The organism is Vibrio splendidus, from assembly GCF_001557875.1.
Taxonomy (GTDB): Bacteria; Pseudomonadota; Gammaproteobacteria; order Enterobacterales; family Vibrionaceae; genus Vibrio; species Vibrio splendidus_F.
Window position 1 is genome coordinate 172,541 of sequence record NZ_LNRF01000001.1, and the last position, 17,309, is coordinate 189,849.

Below are 17,309 nucleotides of genomic sequence, written 5' to 3' on the forward strand. Positions count from 1 at the left end.
GAAGATTGAAGAGATTTTGCAACGAACAACGATTTGGTCATCCATTTGATGACTACAAAAACAAGTGACACTATCCACTGCCGGTTAATATCACTTATTTAACCACGCTCCTAGAGCGTGGTTTTTTTCTATTAAATCAGAGACAAACGATGCCTGATTGAACAAATTTAGACCTGATTACAAGTACTCACACAAGTAAGCCGTCGCTTCTTTTACCTGTAGGTCGAATGATGAATCACCCGCAACATCAAAAGACTCACCAGATTGGTATGTCGTCCAATCATCATCGCCAACACGCTTTACAATCAAAGCACCTTTAACAACGGTCATCTTTTCTGGAGCCGCAGTACCAAAAGTGTACTCACCAGCCGCCATTACACCAACACTCACATCAGCACCAGACTGGTTAAACGCTAACGACTTAACGCCACCTTCAAAGTATGTGTTTTCTTTAATCATTGTACTTCCTTGTTATCTTCAAATTGCAATTATTGAGCTCACCGAGTAAGCCTATGCGTAAATTTAGGTGATAATTGTTTTAACCAATTCGAGACTTTCCTACAAGAAATAAATACGCATAGCTTAAGCATTTCTGGAATTCGCTTTCATTGATAACGTAAATACTGAGGAGCAAGGCTAAAAACCACTAACGCAACCAAATTTATTAGAACATTCGATCCTGCTTCTAACTCTTAGAACAATTTTTGCAAACTAAGGTTTTAGTTAATAGAATCTAAAACAATATCAGTCGAAAAATGAAGAGATAATGGCAAAAAAGCCGACTAAAAGCAGAGATCTATTTGCCAACTCGTTACTCTACGGCTTCCTATTAGCTGGCTTTATGGTTGCCCTCACCGCCGGCTATTTTGCTTACCAAGCCCACCAGCAATCGGTCAGCCCAAGCAACGTCTATGGCACATGGATAGAGATTGCGGCGCCACCTTACAACACCGATATCCTGACACTTTCAGAGAAAGGTGTGATGATGAATCATCGTCTTATCACTACCTCATTCGATTTTGACGGTAAAATCGTCACGATCAATACAGGCTCTGGAACCACAGTTTACACCATCAGTGGCACCTATGATTCACCTCGCTTGAAGCGATTAGAGCCAAGCGTGCCATCTCAGCAATTCATAAAGGAAGGTTACGAAGATACTGCGGCTGGTGATACTCATAGTGTCATGCAACAACGACGCGCTTCCTTAGCTGAGCAATTCAAAAGATAACCCTCCCCTTCTCCTTGCTTCCAGAAGCATTAGCCTACTCGTCGATTGGCCTCGCTCGCTCAACACACTTCACTTTGTGATTCTGCTTCAATTCACAGTATTTTCTTATAGTTTGTCGCACCTTTTCATAACTTCATGTCGTGAATTTTCACTTGTGAGATTTTCCTACTGAAGGATGTTTTATTTTATAAAACATGGACTCAGCATCTCACTCATTAAGCAACAGAATTGTAACAAGATACAATTTTTTAGTTGTCCATCGAAAACGGATTTATTTTCAGTTATAAAATTAAAACTCTCTCGAATACTGACTGGGAAGCTCCTTCAAAACTGACTGGAGCCGTTTTATGGGGCCATTTGGTTCTCGTAACCTTCAAGGAATGAGAGAAAAAGTATGATTCGTATAAATACCTGTGCTGCGAGCATTGCTCTAGCGCTAGCTGGTACAGCATTAGCTGCTCCAACAGCACCTAGCATCGACATGTACGGTTCCAACAACCTGCAATTTTCCAAAATTGAACTCGCGATGGAAACCACCTCTGGCTACAACCAGATGGTGAAATATCACGATAAAGCAAAGGTCGACGTCAAGTTCAACCAATGGAGCGGAACGTCAGGAAACACGTACAACATCTACTTTGATGGCGTTAAAGTAGCCACCGGCCCAATCACTGGCAGCCAAACCACGGCCTCATTCGAATACGGCCAAGGCGGCTTATTCGATATGGAAATTGAAGCGTGTGACGAAACTGGTTGTAGCAAGAGCGCACCCGCTAAAATCACCATCGCAGATACCGATGGCTCCCACTTAGCGCCACTTGCGATGAATGTGGATCCAAACAACAAGTCATACAACACAGATCCAAACACGGTAGTAGGTACTTACTTTGTTGAATGGGGTATTTATGGTCGTGACTACACGGTAGATAACCTACCCGCTGACAACTTGACCCATATCCTTTATGGCTTCATCCCAATTTGTGGTCCGAACGAATCAGTTAAATCAGTAGGTGGTAACAGCTACAACGCACTCATGACAGCATGTCAGGGCGTTAACGATTACGAGGTGGTGATCCATGACCCTTGGGCGGCTTTCCAGAAGAGCTTCCCTCAAGCGGGTCACGAATACAGCTCACCGATCAAGGGTAACTACGCAATGATGATGGCGCTCAAACAGCGTAATCCTGATTTGAAGATCATCCCATCAATTGGTGGCTGGACATTATCTGACCCGTTCTTTGATTTTACAACCAAAGCCAACCGTGACACCTTCGTTGCATCTGTTAAAAAATTCCTAAACACATGGAAATTCTACGATGGTGTAGATATCGACTGGGAATACCAAGGTGGTGGCGGTGCTGCGCCAGAGCTTGGTGACCCAGAAAATGATGGCCCAGCCTACATTGCACTGATGGCAGAATTACGTGCGATGCTCGATGAGCTAGAAGCAGAAAATGGCCGCACTTACGAGCTAACATCTGCGATAGGTGTTGGCCACGATAAAATTGAAGACGTGAACTACGGCGATGCTATCCAATACATGGATTACATCTTTGCGATGACTTACGACTTCTACGGCGGTTGGAACAACGTATTAGGTCACCAAGCAGCATTACACTGCGGTAACTTCATGCGCCCTGGTCAGTGTGATGGCTCAGGCATTGATGAAAATGGCAAACCATACACAGGCCCAGCTTACACAACGGACAACGGCATCCAATTGCTGCTCGAACAAGGCGTTCCAGCTAACAAGCTTGTCGTAGGTGCAGCAATGTACGGTCGTGGTTGGGAAGGTGTATTACCCTCATCACTTTCGGATCCTAGCGACCCTATGACAGGTGTTGGTAACGGCAAACTGAAAGGTAGCTCTGCGCAAGGCGTCTGGGAAGATGGCGTTATCGACTACAAAGGCATTAAGGCGAACATGCTTGGTGCGAATAACCAAGGTATCAATGGCTTCGAATACGGTTACGACGAAATGGCAGAAGCGCCTTACGTATGGAACCGCACCTCAGGTCAGCTAATCACATTTGATGATGACCGCTCGGTAAAAGCAAAAGGCGCGTACGTTCGTAGTCTTGGTCTTGCAGGTCTATTCTCTTGGGAAATTGATGCAGATAACGGCGATATCCTAAATGCAATGCATGAAGGTCTAGCAGGTGGCACCACCGATCCTGTAAACCGTAAACCAACTGCAGCAGCAGGTGCCGACCAATCCGTTGAAGGCCCAGCTTCTGTTTCTCTAGATGGCAGCGCTTCAAAAGACAGCGACGGCACAATCGCGAGCTACGCTTGGTCACAAGTAAGCGGAACAGCAGTAACGCTAGCGAACGCGAATGCAGCTGTTGCAAGCTTCGATGTTGTGGAAGTTGCTCAGCAAGAGACATTAACCTTTAGTCTAACCGTAACTGATAACGAAGGTGCTACTGCAACTGACACGGTTGTTGTAACGGTAACCCCTAAAGACACAGGCCCAGTCAACACCGCTCCGGTAGCAGTGGTTACGGCTCCGGCTGAAGTCAATGCGGGTGACGTTGTTGTGGTTGATGCGTCAGCGTCTAGCGATGCGGATCAAGACACATTAACCTTCACGTGGGATGTACCAGCAGGTATCAACGCAACAGTACAAGGCGCTTCAGTAAGCTTTGTCGCGGCTGAATACGCGCAAGACACAGTACTGAACTTCTCTGTGACAGTGAGTGATGGTACCGATACATCAGTCGCGGCTGCATCAGTGAAAGTTCTTAAGAAAACCACAGGCGGCGGTACGTGTACTAACGCTTGGGATTCAGGCGCGGTTTACACTGGCGGCGACCAAGTGACTCAAGGCGGTAAGGTTTGGGAAGCGAAATGGTGGACAACAGGTGAAGATCCAACAACGACAGGCCAATGGGGCGTGTGGAAAGAGATCGGCCCAGCAAGCTGTGCTAACTAAGGACAAGATTAGTTAAAGCTAACTAAGCAACTAAAAGCAAAGGCCAACCAGAGAATATCTGGTTGGCCTTTTTAGTGTTTTTTTTCTCAACCCACGTTCTAGTTGTTTGAGTAGTTAAACTTAACCAATTAAGTTCTCAAAGCTCTCGAATACTTGCGGGCACTTCATCACTCGACCGTGGCCTTGGCCTTGAGTCGCGATCAAAGTAACGCGACCCATTTCATTAGCAGCACGCTGAGACACATCAAACTTAGTAAACTTGTCTTGCTCATCATGAACGATGATCGTCTGAGACTCACGAAGCGCTAGCTTTCCATAGGGATCGACAGACTGAATTGGGTAGTTAAACTGCTCTTCTACTTCTCCTACTACCGCCTCAAACAGCTTCATTGAGTAACCTGAACGTGCAACGCTGCCAAATAGGTTTTCTAGATAATCCAGTACAGGTGCAATCAGCAATAATGGCTTGTTTTCCAATTTAACGTGCTTACATTCCAACGCAGAAGCGGTACCCATACTGTGACCGACCAAACCTACTACCTCACCCACCGAATCAAGAATGGCTTCAAGGCCGTTCACAAACGCAGGAATATGACCATGTACACCATCGCTGCCACCATGAGCAGGATGATCGTAAGCCAAGGCCGTAAAACCTTTGGCAGCGATATGTTCCATCAGAGGGAAAAACTGACTTGCGGTGCCAGACCAGCCATGAGTCAGCACCCAAACAGGCCCTGTACCCAAAGAATAGGTTTTTAAAACGCCATCACGACCTTTGATTTCACTCTTGATAAGCCCTTGCGGATCAGCATTCTTCTGTTCAGTACGCATTGGAGTGAGCAGCAGCTTACGTGCTGTTTTCTTCGCATGACTCGGCGCTAGGATGTAATGCAGGTTGGTTGTTGCGCCAATTAAGCTGCGCTTAAAGCTGAATTTGTTCGATGTATTAAAGTAGATTTTGTCACTCATGACCGTTCCTTGTATCGCCATCATCATTGGCGGATCGAGCTCGGCCCTAAAAATCGAACGACCGTGCTATTTGTTAGTATAAAAAATGGCGATAGCGCTTTTTATGACTGCTTGCCGCCACTTCTCTAAAATGTTTTGCAAACCTTAGTTAAGGAAAGTCACATGCTTTACGAACTTCATGGTTTGCGAGCTAAGTGGTTTGCGAACTAACTGGCTTGGCGAGTTAAAGCGCTTTCCAGCTAGCAATTAAGCGCTGTACACCACTCCAAAAGTGAGTATGGCTCGCTTGTTGGCCTCGTAACGAGTAGAACAAATTCGCACTCAAGTAGAGACCGTATAACTCGAAGGTTGCCTGTTTAGGATCTAAATCGGCTCTGAACTGTTTGCTCTCAACCGCTTTTGCTACCTGAATCGTCAAGTAATCAATCCACACTGAAATGGTTTTCTGCAGTGCTTTCTGAATCACAGACGTTTCACTGCCCGCATCTTTCCATGCATCAATAAACATGCAACTGCCTTGGAACGAATGGTTCCACCCCAGCCAATTGTCGAGCAACTGTTTCAATTTCGCTTCAATATCACCATCCCCCAGCTCTCTTGCGGGAATGATGACTCTTTCGGTGAATATGGCGTTGGAATACTCGAGTACAGAGAGTTGCAGGTTCTCTTTAGAGTTGAAGTGTGCAAACAAGCCACTCTTAGACATACCACACTGCTTGGCTAACTCACCAATCGTTAAACTCTCAAGCCCATTTTCACTCGCAAGTGCGAATGCATGACTCAAAATATACTCTTTGGTTATCTTTCCTTTGCTCATTATTCACCAATAATAAATCTGATGGTTCATTTTTAGCACGTTCGTTCTTTTTTTAAAAGTTTTTTGCCTAAGCACTGGGAATTAATTTCTCTTATCTAATAATTGTGGAAAAATGCGACAGTATTCAAAGGAAATTGAAATCGACTAACAAAGGAAAAAGAATGAACACACTTTGGGAACAGTTTGCATTTTCGGCTTCAGTAACAGGCCCTATCTGTTTAATGCTGTTTCTTGGTGTGATGCTCAAGCGAATCGGCTTAATCAATGACAATTTCATTGATGTCGCATCTAAGGTGGTATTTCAAGTCACCCTGCCCGCAATGCTATTTCTGAGTATTGTTCAATCGAATCACAACTTTTCAGCCAGTAGCGCGTTAGTTGCCTTTGGCGTCATTGCTAACTTTGTCTTTTTCTTGTTCACGATTTTCTCGACCAAGTTAGTATTTAAAGGTTCGAAAGATCAAGGTGTGATTGTCCAAGGTGGATTTCGCGCTAATACCGCGATCATCGGCCTCGCCTATGTGGCTAATATCTATGGCAACCAAGGCGTGGCATTGGCGGCTATCTATGTCGCATCCCTAACCGTGCTGTATAACATTCAAGCCGTGATTGCACTGACACCCAAAGGCGAAGACACTGGCGCGAAAGCGATTAAAGTAATCGCCAAGTCGATTACCAAAAACCCATTGATCATCGCTATTTTCTTAGCGGTCGTCTTCTATGCGCTTTCTATCCCTATCCCAAAAATGGTCACTGACGCTGGTCAATACTTTGCCAACATGACGTTGCCTTTAGCACTGCTGTGTACTGGTGGGTCGCTCGATATCAGTTCGCTCAAACAAGAAAAATTGTCGACGTGGTTCGCCTCTAGCTACAAGTTAGTTGCCTCACCGTTACTGATTACACTGGCGGCTGGGTACTTAGGATTTGAAGGGCTCGATCTCGGGCTTATCTTCTTGATGAGCGCAGCACCAACAGCAGCGGCAAGCTACGTTATGGCTCGTGCGATGGGAGGAAACTCAACACTGGCGGCTAACATCATAGCGCTTACTACTGTTGTTTCTCTTATCACTTGTACTCTCGGTATTTTTGTACTTACTGCAATGGATTTAATATAGCTGCGACAGGCTTCAAAAAACCGACACAAGCCTTGAAACAAAGGTCATAAGCCTTGATTTAGGACTAACTGGTTGGGCATAAAGACTGCTAGATTTCGTAAAAATTTTACTAAGAGATCTGATATGTCTTCCGTTCAACATACGCCTTCACAACACATCGCCAGTATCGAGTTAGGCCGAGTGATTGCTATCTTGGCGATCATTGGTTTACACGGTCAAATGGCACTCACTTATTGGCAAATAGATGAAGTGCCTTGGATCGGTTATGTACTCAACCAAACCGCTCGTTTTGCGGTACCTCTGTTTTTCCTAATCTCCGGTTATCTTATTCAGCCCAAGCTGACTGCCTCCCCGTGGCAAACCGTCATTAACTACTCTAAACCACTGCTTAAGGTATGGTTGGCATGGAGCATCATTTGCTTAGTGATGCCATTCAACCTCGCAAAGGTAGAAGAGTTTGGCTACCTAGGTGAGCGCGAAGGCTATTGGGGTTTCTTAATGAACACTCCACTTAACTCTTTCTTAGAGGGCGGATTGGTACACTTATGGTTCATTCCAGCCCTTGTGTGCGCAGTGTTGATCATCGCTTTATTGGTTGAATTGAAGCTCAATAAGCTTCTATTGCCGATCGCTATTGTGCTCTATGGCTACGGTGCTTTGGCAGGAAGCTACGCAACGCTAACCGGATTAGAAGCCCCCTTCTTCACGCGCAATGGTCCGTTCTTTAGCACTTTACTCGTTACCGCTGGTTTTCTAATTCGCCAACACCAATGGCAGCTATCATCAGCAAAAGCGTTGGGGTTAGTCGCTGTGGGAATGATCATCCATTTTTCAGAAGCAGTATGGTTAACCCAGTTTGATATCGCCTTTAATATTCACGATTTCTTATTTGGTACGGCTTTGTGGGGGATTGGTGTGTTTATGTGGCTTTTAGCAAATCCAAACATGGGTAACTACGCTTGGGTTCGTGCCATTTCAAATCGCATGCTGGGTATCTACGTAAGCCATTTACTGATCATTATCGTGTTGTTCAATGTCTGTGGAATCTTAGGCATTACGGAATTGGCAAAAGACGTTACGGTATTTTTTGGCACCGTATTGTTGAGCTTTGGGTTGGTTGCTGGAATCGAGAAAACGCCACTGCGACACATACTGCTTCGTTAGTACCAACAAAATGGCTAGTTAACCCTCTCGGTTTAACTAGCCACAAAAAAGAAAGGCAAGATAACTTAGTATCTTGCCTTTTTGTTCAGATAAAGAGTGAACCTACGCCTTTCATGAGGTGTTATCGGAACGCCATCGCGCCTTTACCTACCCCTTCATAAGCCACAATTTGTAGTGATTGGTTTTCTGTCAAACTTGGAGCAACTTGATCCGCAATGTAACCTGCTAATAATTCCACCGTGGTATCGGTTGGCAAGATTTCTGTTTCACTCTTAGCAATCGCTAACTCAAACTCACCTTGTGGCGCCGTGTAGCTAAAACCATAGTGGCTTTCATCATTAACGCTTTTCGCGTGTTCACTCAGGTTAAGTGATGAAACTGAAACTTGGTCTTCTTTAGAGCCTAAATAGATGTCTTCCCAACGCTGAGAAAATGCTTGTTCGCGTTGCTCGTCACGCTGACCATCAACCACGATTTCTACTGGAGAACGGTGACCATGCGCGATGCGTTGGCAGTTGCCATCATGCTTTTTCAAACCATGGGTGTAGTGATAGAACGCGCCATTAATGTTCTCATGACGTAGGGTGATCTCTAACCCTGTGACGTTACTTGGTAGGTTATCGCGAAGAATATTGTAAACGTGTGCGGTCACACTCTCGATGGTGATCGCTTCTGCATCAATCAGGCAATATGCTTCGTCAGGGCAATGTAGATGAAGGCTCTTGTCACCACGCAGCACGTCAACCTTAGAGTAGCCCGCTTTGCTCGCTTGAAGAACAATTGCAGCGCTTTGCATTGGCAGCAGTAAACGGTGATCAACGTACTCATCGACAAGCTGTTTGATCTGCTTTTTGACCTTGCTAAAATCCAGCACCATGCTCATTTCATTAAGTTCACCAGACATGGTGACATCTAAAATCCAACTATCTCCTACGACCCCTCTGTGTTCACAGATGTATGAAGAATCGATAACGGTAAGGTCTCTTACAAATAGGTTCAAGTTGAACTCCTTAATACTTTAATGAGATACGGGAGGCTGAATAATGTTCAGCAGGCACTTCGTCTCATTGGTGTCTAGATAAAATAGGACGGGCAGGATGTTACAACGAGCTTATAAAGTCCACCTTTTTACACCCTCTCCCGATAAAAGAACAAACTACATACAATTTCCGCTAAAACATAGACCAGCCTGATGCGAATAGCCATAAACCGAGTGGGGATTGCCCGGCGTTTCACGACGCATTTTGCTTTAGCCAAAGGCGCGGCGACACTCCGGCAACATGTTGAAAAGCACGTGAGAATCCTGAGTAGCTGTTGTAACCCACCTCATCAGCTACCCAATTGATCGGCTTATTTTGCAATAACAAAGATTGAGCCACAGAGACTCGCCACTTTTGCACATAATCTCCCGGCGTTTCACCCACTTCTCGCTTGAACGCTTCAATAAACTGAGTGCGAGACATCGCGGCTAGTGAGGCCATTTCGGCAATCGAATAATGACGAGCAGGCAATCGGTGAATAGCTGTCACCACAGAAGCCAATCGTGGGTGAGCAAGAGCCGAGAAAACGCCGCTATCAATTTTCTGTTGTTCGATGAGATGACGGAAAATCAAAGCCATTAAGGCATCACTCAACTTATCCATTAAGTACTGCTGACCCGACGATTCTTGGCTCGACTCGTTAGATAACACCTCAATTACCGGCATCAAATTCGGTGCCACCTCAAACGGAATCACTATCACGTCAGGCAGAGCCGACAATAAAGGATTCATCTGACCCGAACGATACTCCACATTCGCGCACACGACTTCCGCGCCGTCTCCCACACCTTCAATCACATGTGGTGTGCTATTCGGCAGATAAACAATGCAAGGCCGCGACAAATGCCGGTGTTCCGTGTGAGCGCTAGACAAGCTCAACTCCCCTGCGCTCAATACATGAAGGTGCCCCTCTTTACCTTGTTGCGCGTTAAATGACGACACCCCACACAGGTTTCCTGAATAGAAAACGCCGGTACGTATCGAGAAGTGTTCCATTAGTTGTGAAAGCAGATCCATGCATCCTCCGAACGATTCGCTTAGTTTTTAGTTCTTTTGTCCCTCTATAGACCGGACGAGTGGACTAAATTATTTCAAACAAGATAACCAACACTGACAAGGAACTTGATATGTCACCCAAGAAATCAACCAGTCAAAAAATCACTCTATTGGCCGCGTTACTAGGCACCAGCTTTTCGTTAATGGCAGCAGACCTTGATATGAGTGTCGACAGCAATGATCTCGCGATCAAAGGCTATGACCCTGTCGCTTACTTTGCCAATGAAGGGCCAGTTAAAGGCACATCTGAGTTCACAGCGACCTATAAGAATGCGATCTATAACTTTGCAAGCAGTGAAAACAGAGATGAATTTCGAGCCAATCCAGAAGCCTATGCCCCTCAATATGGCGGTTACTGCGCCTTTGGGGTAGCGATGGGTAAGAAGTTTGAAACCGACCCTCTCGCTTGGAAGGTGGAAGATGGGAAGTTGTATCTGAACTTAGACAAATCGGTTCAAAAACGCTGGCTAGAGAATACCCAAGAATTCATCCAAGATGCCAACAACAACTGGACAACCATCAAAACCGTAGAAGCCTATAAGCTATAAGCTATAAGTTCTAAGTTCTAAGTTCTAAGTTCTAAGTTCTAAGTTCTAAGTTCTAAGTTTTAGCCTACAGCGCTTATCCATTGCCCACCAACAAAAACGGAAGCGACCGAACGTTTCCGTTTTCACTGTGACCTTCCCCAAATAGGTAAACCCAAAACGATAGGCAACACCTACTAAGCCCATTTTTATTCTATACTCCTAGCAGATAAGCTTTTCTTTTTACGGAAGAATAATGACATTACCTAGGATTTTGGTACTCGGCCTCTGCGCCCTATCGACACTGAGTTATGCCAACCCGTGGCAGTTCGTCAAAAGTGAAGATGGCATCATGATTGATAAAAGGACACACAGCGAAGGCTTGGTCGAAATACGCGCACAAATGCAAACGCCCACCACTTACTCCGGTTTTTTGCTGTTGCTGGAAGACAGCGAGAACGTGCCAAATTGGATAGATAACGTGTCGCAAAGTCGTGTGTTGATGCAGATATCTGAAGATGAAAACATCGTCTATACCCAATTCAAAGCACCTTGGCCTGCCAGAGATCGAGACATGGTGACCTACTCAAAATACAGCATCGAGGATGGGCAGTTTATCTTGTCGATAAAGGATGCATCGAACTATTTAGCGAAAGAGCCGAGATACATTCGAATCTACGATGTCGATGCACTTTGGACGCTGCAACCGCTGACCAATGGCAATACCTACATCACCTACACCGCGTATGCGAACGCAGGTGGCATCTTGCCAAATTGGTTGATGAACAAGTTATCGATAGGCAGTGCACTGAGCACGTTCAAGGGGCTGAAAAAACAGTTACCAAAGTACCAAGGCCAACAGCACCCTAACCTGCCAAGTGAGTCTCGCTAACGGTAAAAATAGATGAGTAAATAAGGTTAGAGACTAAGGTCTTCTAGCGAGATCACGCGCTAAGATAAGCGCCAAACCAAACACCTGAAGAAACAGGGCAATATTCTTATAAAATGACATTTTCTCATCAAGCCTTTGGATTAACTCAACCAAGGTCAGGTTATCCAAATAGTAGTCATCGATTCGAGTTCGTTGCGCTTCTTGTGCACTGTTTATCAGCATCATCAGTTTCGGTAAGTGAGCCAAAGAGATACTTGGCACTTCGCCACTCACCCAACGCCTAAGCTGCCCACGCAGTGCTTCATCAAGAACAGTGGTCGGCTGCACCGTTTCTGGTTTATCAAGGTGGATCAGAATCGCTTCACGCTTGCGCTCTAGGGTTTCTATCGTATTCCAAGCAAGCTGTATTGAGTACACATTGCCGTATTTGCGATCGTTGTATTCCGCTTTCTCAGCTTCAATTTTATCGAGCACCAAGCTCGACATGACAATCGCCATGATGTTGAGTATCAAGCCTGCGAGGACAATCGCCCAAGCAGGGGGAAGGTGCAACGCCATAATGCTCCCTAGAACATTTTATCAAAAGGTAGGTAAGCCAAGTTTAGGACAATCAAAGAGATCATGCAGATAAGCGTTAACACCATCCCCACTTTTCTACCTTTGAAATTTTTCGCCAAGATCCCTTTCGCATGGATCACACGACCCACAATAAACGCCACACCAATGACATGAATTAGCCACACACCGGCACCATTCATCTCTAACAATCCCATCAAAATCACCGTAATTGGGATGTAATCCATTGCGTTACTTTGTGCCGAACGTACTATCTGTAACGACTCAACACCGCCATCAGCATGAGCAACAAGATTGATTCGCCTTTGCTTGATCACCTCTATCGCTAACCAAATCATTACGACCGTCAGCAAGGCTGCGTAAAGTGCTGTAACCATCATATTTCCCTATTATTTTGTATTTACTCAGTGCTCTTTCTTATCTGTTCGACAATAACCGCCGAGATAAAATGAAAATCACGCCCGAGCACTTGTAAGAGATCTCTCACAACGAACGTAAGAGATCAAAATCAAGCTTCGCAGAAAACTCCTAAAATACAAACCCAAGCCCTTGTTTTGTATGAATCCACGCATATTTCTTCTGGTTTATGAGCACATTTATTTCTTGAGGTGGATTGTGAGTAAAGCCTCTGCAGTGTTTAATACACATGTCGACAGGGAGTTGGCAGGAACAGGAAAAAGCCTAACGGATTAGGTATCTTCAGGATGAAGATTTGATGACTTAGGATGAGTTATCAGCAAGGAAGTTATACTCTAGGATAGAGTCACTTATCAGGATGATGAGTTAGCAAGGACACCGCTAGGACGGCGATGAATTGGATAGGTTAAAGGATTTAGCCACGTCAAGGAACGATGCAGGGAGCACCAGTTACCTATTGAAAGATAAGTAACGCGCAGTAGCAGGATGGCTACGAAAAGAATAGACCCCGTTTGGTGAAAGCCAAACGGGGTTTCCTTTTTTGTAACGTCTAAAAGCTATTAGCAGCTAACCGTTCAAAGTCACGTTACAAAATAATGTTCATCAAAAACATTGCACCAAACGCATTCAATACCGAAATCGCGATCATCACTGGGATGTAACGACCTTCAGTACCAATTGGCCCCATAATACGACCCATGTATTGCACTTGAGAACCCATCAAATAGATAGCCGGTGCCAAAATTGCAATATGGTTGCCGTTCAGAATGCCTTGGTCAAACAGCGTGATAACCACGCCCACCGCGCCCCCCATCGACATCCACGCACCGATCAATACCGCTGCCGCTTCTCCAGGTAAACCAAATACCGCCATGATTGGAGCAAATACACTGCCCATCAAATCCAGCGCCCCAGTTATCTGTAATGCCTTGATGATCACAAATGCCATCAGAACATTCGGTACCGTAGAGGTAGTCGCAATAACCCAGCCTTTCTTAGCACCTTCAACGAAAATATCAGTAACCATTGGTTTCTTTGCTTTCACTTCGCTCATTATGCTACTTCCTCTTCCAGTTTTTGTTCTTTGTCTGATTTTGGTTTGTCTTCTTTGCCTTCGGTAATATTCAGGTAGATACGGAACAGGTTCGCGCCGACAAACTTAAAGATGAACATCACAGCGACAGCCAAGCCAATTGACGATGTTACCGCTAAAGAGCCATCCATCGCCGTTAGAGTGAACAGCACCGCACCTGAAGAGAAAAAGTTAACGATCGCTGCACCCGCCGTAAACTGGAACATGGTGAAGACATCAGTTTCGCGCTTAGTTAGATGCCCTTCGTCTTTCAACTGACGTGTCATCGCTGCACCCGCATCGGTACTTTGCAAAGAAGCGATCAATGCCAAGCCTGAGTTACCCGGAATACCCATCAGAGGGCGAAGCAGAGGTGTCAGCAGTTTACGAGCTGCATCCAGTGCACCGTAATGCTCAAGTACGTTGATCATACCCAGTGCAAACATCACGGTCGGAATAAGTGTCAAAGCAAAAATGAAACCGTCGCGAGCACCACTACCACCTTTACCACGCAGTGACGTCGTTGCCGCTTGAATACCATCAGCCGTTTCACTCACATCGTAAGCAACCTTACCGAATGAACCGTTGAGCGTTGTAAAATCGAACACTCCATACCATTCATTGGACTGCATTAAGCCTGAAAAGAACACAATCGCGAATGCGAGTGCGATATAGCTACCGATCGTGACTTTACGATCGGTTTTGGTTGGATTAGTCATAAGGACCTCTATACATCTCGTTTATGTGGAACAGAACACGTATAGATAGTGCAAACTAATGAGCAAAAGGTTAATGACCAAAATCAAATAGCGTATCGGTTTGAATAAAAGAAGCACAGCAACATATAAAACTGTGATTTGGATTTAAAAGCAGGGCCATACGCTAAATAAATTGGAATATTTTACATACAAAACTAAACAAACCTTGCTTCAACACCGCAACCAAAAACGCACACAATCAACACACAAATCAGGCTTCTAGTGAGAGGTTTTTACCTAATCAGATCTCTGATAGTGATGTAAGTGATCTCTTACATGGTTTTTTGTTTAATTTTCATTCAATTATAATACAGAGACTTAAAGAGTGAGTTCGCTTCCAAAATGCAACCGTTTACCCTTAGTTGATTGAGTTTTGAGCCTAGCGAAAACGGTGAGCCCGTTTATAAAGAATTTGAGCTTGATTCGAAATTTCAGCCCTCAGAGGTGCTATAGACTTCGCGCAGCCAATATTAAAGAAAAACGGTAATTACAATGGAAATGAGAACACTTAAATATCAAGTAATGGGCAAAGGCATGTGGATTACAGCAACGGTATCTTGCCTAGTAGCGGACAAACTTGCGCTGGAATACCAATCCTATGGCTGGCCTGTTGAAGTATGTGCTGCAGAACAAACACTGACGTTTGATCTCAATGCTGCATAGTATTGGCAATTCCGAGTAAGCTCTATCGGCATTAAATCCGATAGGGCTTTTTCTCTTTTCTCTTTTCTCTTTTCTCTTTTCTCTTCAAACAAGTATTTCGTTTTCATCACAGTCTATTGCTTTCACTATAATCTATTGAATTATTAAGATATCTATCACACTGCACATGATTATTTAGGTCTACGCTTTTACCCGTGTTAATAACTTATTAACTTCGGAGCGTAATCCATGTTAGGTATCCAGCTATCTGCTGTTCTCTCTTTATTCTTCTTTTCTTCGGTAGCGGGCGCGACTACCTCTCAGTTAGGAGAGCCTCTCAAGCTAACTAACTCATTTGTTGGCTACCTATCACTGACCATTTTTGTTATTGCCTACATTGTGGTGATGATGGAAGAGTACCTAAAGCTCCGGAAATCCAAACCTGTGTTACTTGCGGCAGGCCTGATCTGGATAATCATCGGTTTTACCTACCAAGAGTACAACCTTGTTGAAGTGGCTAAACAAGCACTCGAACACAACTTACTCGAATACGCCGAGCTGTTACTTTTCCTACTCGTCGCCATGACCTACATCAGCGCCATGGAAGAGAGAAGACTGTTTGATGCACTGCAAGCGTGGATGGTGGGCAAAGGCTTTAATTTCCGTTCTCTGTTCTGGTTAACCGGTATTCTGGCCTTCTTTATCTCACCTATCGCCGACAACCTCACGACAGCTCTATTGATGTGTGCAGTGGTTCTTAAGGTCGCAGGTTCTAACCCTAAATTCGTTAACCTAGCCTGTGTGAATATCGTGATCGCCGCCAATGCTGGCGGCGCGTTCAGTCCCTTCGGTGATATCACAACGCTAATGGTATGGCAGGCTGGCTATGTGAGTTTCAGTGAGTTCATTCCCCTATTTATTCCTTCGGTGATGAATTACCTCGTCCCCGCATTGATCATGTCCTACTTTGTACCAACAACCCAACCCGATACGGTTCATCAACACGTTGAATTAAAACGCGGTGCTAGACGCATCGTGTTCTTGTTCATCATGACCATCGCAACTGCGGTTGCTTTCCATGCCGTGCTCCACTTCCCGCCAGTGATGGGCATGATGATGGGACTGGCGTATCTACAGTTCTTTGGGTATTTCTTACGTAAGACCTTACCGAATTCACTGGCGAAGAAAAAGGCAGTGGCGATTGCCAATAATGATGAGGGGGCATTGAAACGACTCGGTTCAGTCGTGCCCTTTGATGTATTTCGAAGAGTGTCGCATGCCGAATGGGACACCCTGCTGTTCTTCTACGGCGTGGTGATGTGTGTCGGTGGCTTAAGCTTACTTGGTTACTTGGAACTCGCGTCTGGTGTGATGTATAGCCAATGGGATCCAATTTGGGCCAACATTATGGTCGGGATTCTATCTGCGATTGTCGATAACATTCCGGTGATGTTTGCCGTGTTATCCATGGAGCCACAAATGTCGATGGGCAACTGGCTACTGATCACCTTAACCGCAGGGGTTGGTGGTAGCTTATTATCTATTGGTAGTGCAGCTGGAGTAGCATTAATGGGGGCAGCGCATGGCAAATACACCTTCTTTGGCCACTTGAAATGGATGCCAGTGATCATGATTGGCTATGCCGTCAGTATCGCTGCTCACCTATGGCTTAATGGCGGGCTTTTCTAGTTTAAGGTGTATCAACTAAAGGCTTCTCAACGCGTGTCCAGATATTGCTTAACTGCATTGCTGGACACCGGTTACAGGTTAGCACTGCACCTTCGTGTTGAATCCGCATCACCAATCCAGAATCTTCTCGGCTATTCGCTGTATTCAACTTAATGATGATTAAATCACCGTCAACACGATAGGTTCGAGTCACGTTATTATCCGTTGTTTGATAAATCACTTGTCCCGACTCGAAATGCAAGTAGCTGTCATTGTCAGCATTCTCGTACACGCCTTTAAACATAACGAGTTGTGGAACCTCGAAAGGTCGACTGGTATCAGTTAAGCAACCGGTCAGCAATAATGCACAGCTGCAACCAGATATTAGTAAAGGGAATCTATTCATTTGGGCATCCTTGCCTAGAGAACA

18 protein-coding genes are annotated in these 17,309 nt (G+C 45.0%); 8 read left to right on the top strand and 10 right to left on the bottom strand.

All coding sequences use genetic code 11. The annotated features are described in order from the left end of the window. Window positions 1-177: 177 nt before the first annotated feature. Entirely contained in the window at window positions 178-459 is a 282-nt protein-coding gene (locus tag ATB74_RS00710; RefSeq protein ID WP_017057600.1) for a pyrimidine/purine nucleoside phosphorylase, read from the bottom strand. Between the two features lie 307 nt (window positions 460-766). On the opposite strand from ATB74_RS00710, the gene ATB74_RS00715 reads away from it, so the two are divergent. Together ATB74_RS00715 and ATB74_RS00720 are read left to right on the top strand one after the other, a co-directional pair. Continuing rightward, window positions 767-1,231 carry a DUF2850 domain-containing protein gene (locus ATB74_RS00715; protein ID WP_061015803.1) on the top strand — a complete coding sequence of 155 codons (465 nt, stop codon included), beginning with the start codon at window positions 767-769 and terminating at the stop codon, window positions 1,229-1,231. Between the two features lie 394 nt (window positions 1,232-1,625). Further along, window positions 1,626-4,166 (top strand): glycosyl hydrolase family 18 protein, encoded by a 2,541-nt coding sequence (locus ATB74_RS00720; protein ID WP_061015806.1) that lies wholly within the window; start codon window positions 1,626-1,628, stop codon window positions 4,164-4,166. 120 nt (window positions 4,167-4,286) lie between these two features. Here ATB74_RS00720 and ATB74_RS00725 read toward each other — a convergent pair whose 3' ends face one another. Beyond that, window positions 4,287-5,135, bottom strand: coding sequence for an alpha/beta hydrolase (locus ATB74_RS00725; RefSeq protein ID WP_061015808.1), 849 nt, complete (start codon window positions 5,133-5,135; stop codon window positions 4,287-4,289). A gap of 223 nt (window positions 5,136-5,358) precedes the next feature. Beyond that, the gene (locus ATB74_RS00730) at window positions 5,359-5,952 is read right to left on the bottom strand and encodes a TetR/AcrR family transcriptional regulator (protein WP_061015810.1); all 594 of its coding nucleotides are present in this window, start codon (window positions 5,950-5,952) and stop codon (window positions 5,359-5,361) included. A 161-nt stretch (window positions 5,953-6,113) separates the two neighbouring features. Between ATB74_RS00730 and ATB74_RS00735 the strand changes: the two genes are divergently transcribed. Beyond that, a complete protein-coding gene (locus ATB74_RS00735) occupies window positions 6,114-7,070 on the top strand; it encodes an AEC family transporter (protein WP_048610020.1) in 957 nt (318 codons plus the stop codon). A gap of 123 nt (window positions 7,071-7,193) precedes the next feature. After that, window positions 7,194-8,234 (top strand): acyltransferase, encoded by a 1,041-nt coding sequence (locus ATB74_RS00740; protein ID WP_061015812.1) that lies wholly within the window; start codon window positions 7,194-7,196, stop codon window positions 8,232-8,234. A gap of 121 nt (window positions 8,235-8,355) precedes the next feature. On the opposite strand, the gene ATB74_RS00745 is transcribed toward ATB74_RS00740, so the two are convergent. Further along, window positions 8,356-9,234 carry a 6-pyruvoyl trahydropterin synthase family protein gene (locus tag ATB74_RS00745; protein WP_061015813.1) on the bottom strand — a complete coding sequence of 293 codons (879 nt, stop codon included), beginning with the start codon at window positions 9,232-9,234 and terminating at the stop codon, window positions 8,356-8,358. Between the two features lie 232 nt (window positions 9,235-9,466). Continuing rightward, window positions 9,467-10,291 carry an AraC family transcriptional regulator gene (locus ATB74_RS00750; protein ID WP_061015816.1) on the bottom strand — a complete coding sequence of 275 codons (825 nt, stop codon included), beginning with the start codon at window positions 10,289-10,291 and terminating at the stop codon, window positions 9,467-9,469. Between the two features lie 110 nt (window positions 10,292-10,401). On the opposite strand from ATB74_RS00750, the gene ATB74_RS00755 reads away from it, so the two are divergent. Then, window positions 10,402-10,878, top strand: coding sequence for a YHS domain-containing (seleno)protein (locus tag ATB74_RS00755; RefSeq protein ID WP_061015818.1), 477 nt, complete (start codon window positions 10,402-10,404; stop codon window positions 10,876-10,878). Between the two features lie 232 nt (window positions 10,879-11,110). After that, the gene (locus tag ATB74_RS00760; protein WP_061015821.1) at window positions 11,111-11,746 is read left to right on the top strand and encodes an START domain-containing protein; all 636 of its coding nucleotides are present in this window, start codon (window positions 11,111-11,113) and stop codon (window positions 11,744-11,746) included. Window positions 11,747-11,779: 33 nt separating this feature from the next. On the opposite strand, the gene ATB74_RS00765 is transcribed toward ATB74_RS00760, so the two are convergent. The 4 genes from ATB74_RS00765 to ATB74_RS00780 all read right to left on the bottom strand — a co-directional run bounded on the left by ATB74_RS00765 (window position 11,780) and on the right by ATB74_RS00780 (window position 14,530). Further along, a complete protein-coding gene (locus ATB74_RS00765) occupies window positions 11,780-12,304 on the bottom strand; it encodes a hypothetical protein (protein WP_061015823.1) in 525 nt (174 codons plus the stop codon). A gap of 8 nt (window positions 12,305-12,312) precedes the next feature. After that, complete coding sequence (locus tag ATB74_RS00770) at window positions 12,313-12,699, bottom strand: MAPEG family protein (RefSeq protein WP_061015825.1); 387 nt, start codon at window positions 12,697-12,699, stop codon at window positions 12,313-12,315. Between the two features lie 626 nt (window positions 12,700-13,325). Further along, entirely contained in the window at window positions 13,326-13,793 is a 468-nt protein-coding gene (locus tag ATB74_RS00775; protein WP_004737023.1) for a YjiG family protein, read from the bottom strand. Beyond that, complete coding sequence (locus ATB74_RS00780; RefSeq protein WP_048610036.1) at window positions 13,793-14,530, bottom strand: nucleoside recognition domain-containing protein; 738 nt, start codon at window positions 14,528-14,530, stop codon at window positions 13,793-13,795. The genes ATB74_RS00775 and ATB74_RS00780 overlap by 1 nt, the downstream gene beginning before the upstream one ends. Window positions 14,531-15,061: 531 nt before the next feature. On the opposite strand from ATB74_RS00780, the gene ATB74_RS24205 reads away from it, so the two are divergent. Continuing rightward, window positions 15,062-15,232: a hypothetical protein gene (locus ATB74_RS24205; protein ID WP_179946883.1), complete on the top strand. Its 171-nt coding sequence runs from the start codon at window positions 15,062-15,064 to the stop codon at window positions 15,230-15,232. A 228-nt stretch (window positions 15,233-15,460) separates the two neighbouring features. Further along, on the top strand, window positions 15,461-16,900 hold the full coding sequence (gene nhaD / locus ATB74_RS00785; RefSeq protein ID WP_060980899.1) for a sodium:proton antiporter NhaD: 1,440 nt from the start codon (window positions 15,461-15,463) through the stop codon (window positions 16,898-16,900). A 1-nt stretch (window position 16,901) separates the two neighbouring features. Here the strand turns inward: nhaD and ATB74_RS00790 are convergent, their stop codons facing one another. Further along, the gene (locus tag ATB74_RS00790; RefSeq protein WP_061015827.1) at window positions 16,902-17,285 is read right to left on the bottom strand and encodes a hypothetical protein; all 384 of its coding nucleotides are present in this window, start codon (window positions 17,283-17,285) and stop codon (window positions 16,902-16,904) included. Window positions 17,286-17,309: the final 24 nt, after the last annotated feature.

What these genes read in the sequence shown, in the direction of transcription:
- ATB74_RS00790 (WP_061015827.1), bottom strand. Translation starts at nt 17,285, where the DNA reads ATGAATAGATTCCCTTTACTAATATCTGGTTGCAGCTGTGCATTATTG.
- ATB74_RS00720 (WP_061015806.1), top strand. Translation starts at nt 1,626, where the DNA reads ATGATTCGTATAAATACCTGTGCTGCGAGCATTGCTCTAGCGCTAGCT.
- ATB74_RS00730 (WP_061015810.1), bottom strand. Translation starts at nt 5,952, where the DNA reads ATGAGCAAAGGAAAGATAACCAAAGAGTATATTTTGAGTCATGCATTC.
- ATB74_RS00775 (WP_004737023.1), bottom strand. Translation starts at nt 13,793, where the DNA reads ATGAGCGAAGTGAAAGCAAAGAAACCAATGGTTACTGATATTTTCGTT.
- ATB74_RS00715 (WP_061015803.1), top strand. Translation starts at nt 767, where the DNA reads ATGGCAAAAAAGCCGACTAAAAGCAGAGATCTATTTGCCAACTCGTTA.
- ATB74_RS00740 (WP_061015812.1), top strand. Translation starts at nt 7,194, where the DNA reads ATGTCTTCCGTTCAACATACGCCTTCACAACACATCGCCAGTATCGAG.
- ATB74_RS00755 (WP_061015818.1), top strand. Translation starts at nt 10,402, where the DNA reads ATGTCACCCAAGAAATCAACCAGTCAAAAAATCACTCTATTGGCCGCG.
- ATB74_RS00765 (WP_061015823.1), bottom strand. Translation starts at nt 12,304, where the DNA reads ATGGCGTTGCACCTTCCCCCTGCTTGGGCGATTGTCCTCGCAGGCTTG.
- ATB74_RS00750 (WP_061015816.1), bottom strand. Translation starts at nt 10,291, where the DNA reads ATGGATCTGCTTTCACAACTAATGGAACACTTCTCGATACGTACCGGC.
- ATB74_RS00710 (WP_017057600.1), bottom strand. Translation starts at nt 459, where the DNA reads ATGATTAAAGAAAACACATACTTTGAAGGTGGCGTTAAGTCGTTAGCG.
- ATB74_RS00770 (WP_061015825.1), bottom strand. Translation starts at nt 12,699, where the DNA reads ATGGTTACAGCACTTTACGCAGCCTTGCTGACGGTCGTAATGATTTGG.
- ATB74_RS00735 (WP_048610020.1), top strand. Translation starts at nt 6,114, where the DNA reads ATGAACACACTTTGGGAACAGTTTGCATTTTCGGCTTCAGTAACAGGC.
- ATB74_RS00725 (WP_061015808.1), bottom strand. Translation starts at nt 5,135, where the DNA reads ATGAGTGACAAAATCTACTTTAATACATCGAACAAATTCAGCTTTAAG.
- nhaD (WP_060980899.1), top strand. Translation starts at nt 15,461, where the DNA reads ATGTTAGGTATCCAGCTATCTGCTGTTCTCTCTTTATTCTTCTTTTCT.
- ATB74_RS00760 (WP_061015821.1), top strand. Translation starts at nt 11,111, where the DNA reads ATGACATTACCTAGGATTTTGGTACTCGGCCTCTGCGCCCTATCGACA.
- ATB74_RS24205 (WP_179946883.1), top strand. Translation starts at nt 15,062, where the DNA reads ATGGAAATGAGAACACTTAAATATCAAGTAATGGGCAAAGGCATGTGG.
- ATB74_RS00780 (WP_048610036.1), bottom strand. Translation starts at nt 14,530, where the DNA reads ATGACTAATCCAACCAAAACCGATCGTAAAGTCACGATCGGTAGCTAT.